We start from the raw sequence: 2699 nt of genomic DNA, 5'->3' as shown, positions 1-2699 counted from the left end.
TGACGCTATAGCCCACGATGCCGATAAAAATGGCCACTGCCATGGAAATCACCACCCACACAGTGGCGACACGGCGGCTGAGGCTCAGCTTCCGCTCGTCCGCAATGGCCATAAACCGCAGCAGAATGTGGGGCATTCCAAAGTACCCAAGACCCCAGGCCGAGGTGGAGATAATGGTAATCAGGCTGTACGGAACGGCGGCGTTTTCCGCCCGGCTGTGGCTCAGGGCCATGCTCAGATAGCCGGGGAGCGCCCGGGCGTTGTCCATCACCACATCCAGTCCACCCGCAGCGTTCACGCCGAACAACAGCACAATCAGCAGGGCCACGGTCATGACAATGCTCTGAATAAAGTCGGTGGTGGAAGCGGCAAGGAAACCGCCCATGGTCGTGTACGCTACGATCACGATACCGGAGATAATCATTGCCGCCAGATAATTTACGCCGAACAGGCTGTTGAACAGTTTCCCGCAGGCGGCAAAGCCGGAGGCCGTGTAAGGAATAAAGAAAATCAGGATTACCACAGCGGAAATTCCCGTCAATAGGCGCTTTTCATCCCCAAAGCGCTTGGAGAAAAACTCCGGAATGGTGATGGCGTTCAGCTTATGGGTATACAGCCGGATGCGGCGGGCCACAATCAACCAGTTGAGATAGGTGCCCAGTGCAAGACCCACGGCAGTCCAGCCCGCGTCGGCCACACCCGTGAGATACGCCACCCCCGGCAGGCCCATCAAAAGCCAACTGCTCATATCGGAGGCCTCGGCACTCATGGCCGTGACCAGCGGGCCAAGCTTTCGCCCGCCAAGATAGAAGTCGTCCGTGGTCTTGTTCTTTTTAGAACAGGCCGCGCCGATTGCCACCATCGCAATCAGATAGACGAAAATCGAAATAGTAATGCAGATATTCGCTGTATTCAGCATAGTTTCCAGTCTCCTTTGCACACAAGTGCTCTATAATATATCATATTCCCCTCCAAAAGGGAATACAAAATCCCGCATAAAAACGATTTTTATGCGGGATTTCACCAATATGATCAATTTGTCCGGGTCTAAACCGCCTTCTCGGCTCACAGCCTTCGCAGCGCGTCCACCAGAGCGGTCTTTCCCTCGGTCTTCTCGTCCTTCATTTTGACAATTCTGGCGGGACAGCCTGCTACCACGGCGTTTTCCGGCACATCTTCCACCACCACCGCACCAGCGGCCACCACGGCGTTTTTCCCTATGCGGATGCCCTCAATCACCACGGCGTTGGCGCCCACCAGCACGTTGTCCTCCACAATCACGGGCGTTGCAGAGGCAGGCTCCACCACCCCAGCCAGCACTGCGCCGGCCCCAATGTGGCAGTGCGCGCCCACCGTGGCCCGTCCACCCAGCACCGCGCCCATGTCAATCATGGTGCCGGGGCCGACAATGGCGCCGATATTGAGGATAGCCCCCATCATGATCACCGCACCCTCGCCGATCTCCACCTTTTCGCGGATAATGGAGCCAGGCTCGATGCGGGCCGGAACGTCCCTTGTGTCAAGCAAAGACACTCCGGAATTCCTCCGGTCGTTTTCCACCATCAGATCAATCATCTTGGCGCGGTTTTGCTCCAAAATGGGGCCAAGCTCCGCCCAGTCGCCAAACACGGTGTAGCTCCCATTGGACCCAAAGACTTTGGCGGAGCCAAAGTCCACCGCACCTGACATATTCACGTAGACCTTCACAGGGGTCTTCTTCTCGGAATTTGCGATGTAGTCAATAATCTCCTGCGCGTTCATTGGTTTTAATTCCTTTCTATCGGCTCCCCGCGCATCTCGCGCGGAATCCGCACTGTCAGGTTGAAAATTTTTTATTGCCCGAACAGCAAGTCCTCAAGAGCGTAAAACCCCTTGGGTCTTCCCGTCAGCAGACCCGCCGCGTGAAGCGCGCCGTTCACAAAAATCAGGCGGCTGGCGGCCCGGTGGGTTATGGACAGTTCCTCATCCGGGCCGAAGAAGGAAACCGTGTGAGTCCCCGCGACGGTGCCGCCCCGCAGAGCGTGGACGCCGATTTCTTTTGCGGTTCGCGCACCGGTGTTTCCCTCCCGCCCATAGACGGGGGTATATTCCCCGGCCGGGTCGATGGCGGAGAGGAGCAGCTTTGCCGTGCCGCTGGGCGCGTCGGCCTTTTGATTGTGGTGAATTTCCTCAATCTCAATGTCAAACGCGGGCTTCAGCGTGTCGGAAACCTGCGCCAGCGCCCTGCGAAACACCGCGATGCCAAGAGAGAAGTTGGCGGCGTGGAGCACCGGGGCGGCGGTTCCCAGAGCGCGAAGCGCCTCCATTTCTTCCGACGTGTAGCCCGTAGTGCCGGAGAGCAGGGGCGTACCGGTACGGCGGACGTAGGCTCCAATCGCGCCCAGCGTCTCCGGCCGGGAGAAATCGATGGCCATATCCGCCGCCGGAAGCGAGGAGAGCTGCGCAAGGCTTTCCCGGTCTAAGGCGGCGACCACCTCGTGGCCCAGCTCCGCAGCCCGCTGCTCCAGCAGCTTCCCCATTTTTCCGTGTCCGATCAGTATGAGCCTCACAGCAGACCCGCCTCCCGTATGGTGGCCTCCAGCTTCTTCTTCGCTTCTTCGCTCATCTCATAAAGAGGCAGGCGCATGGGCCCCACATTCAGGCCCATCAGGTTCATGGCGGTCTTCACGGGAATGGGGTTGACCTCCAAAAACAAATCG

The 2699-nt window shown here is 58.3% G+C and carries 3 protein-coding genes and 1 pseudogene; all 4 read right to left on the bottom strand.

Annotated elements, in window-relative coordinates:
• A pseudogene (locus RTK01_RS16525) lies at positions 1 to 919 on the bottom strand (sodium/proline symporter); the annotation flags it as partial.
• Between the two features lie 146 nt (positions 920 to 1065).
• The gene (gene dapD, locus RTK01_RS16520) at positions 1066 to 1761 is read right to left on the bottom strand and encodes a 2,3,4,5-tetrahydropyridine-2,6-dicarboxylate N-acetyltransferase (RefSeq protein WP_312282016.1); all 696 of its coding nucleotides are present in this window, start codon (positions 1759 to 1761) and stop codon (positions 1066 to 1068) included.
• A 71-nt stretch (positions 1762 to 1832) separates the two neighbouring features.
• Positions 1833 to 2549, bottom strand: coding sequence for a 4-hydroxy-tetrahydrodipicolinate reductase (gene dapB, locus RTK01_RS16515; RefSeq protein WP_312282015.1), 717 nt, complete (start codon positions 2547 to 2549; stop codon positions 1833 to 1835).
• A partial coding sequence (locus RTK01_RS16510) for a dihydrodipicolinate synthase family protein (RefSeq protein WP_312282018.1) occupies positions 2546 to 2699 on the bottom strand: 154 nt, incomplete at its 5' end. The genes RTK01_RS16510 and dapB, both read right to left, overlap by 4 nt.

Origin of the sequence: Oscillibacter sp. (assembly GCF_031978065.1) — a bacterium.
Lineage (GTDB): Bacteria > Bacillota > Clostridia > Oscillospirales > Oscillospiraceae > Oscillibacter.
The sequence above is the reverse complement of the archived record's forward strand: the minus strand, read 5'-3'. Positions and strand labels throughout refer to the sequence as shown.

What these genes read in the sequence shown, in the direction of transcription:
- dapD (WP_312282016.1), bottom strand. Translation starts at nt 1,761, where the DNA reads ATGAACGCGCAGGAGATTATTGACTACATCGCAAATTCCGAGAAGAAG.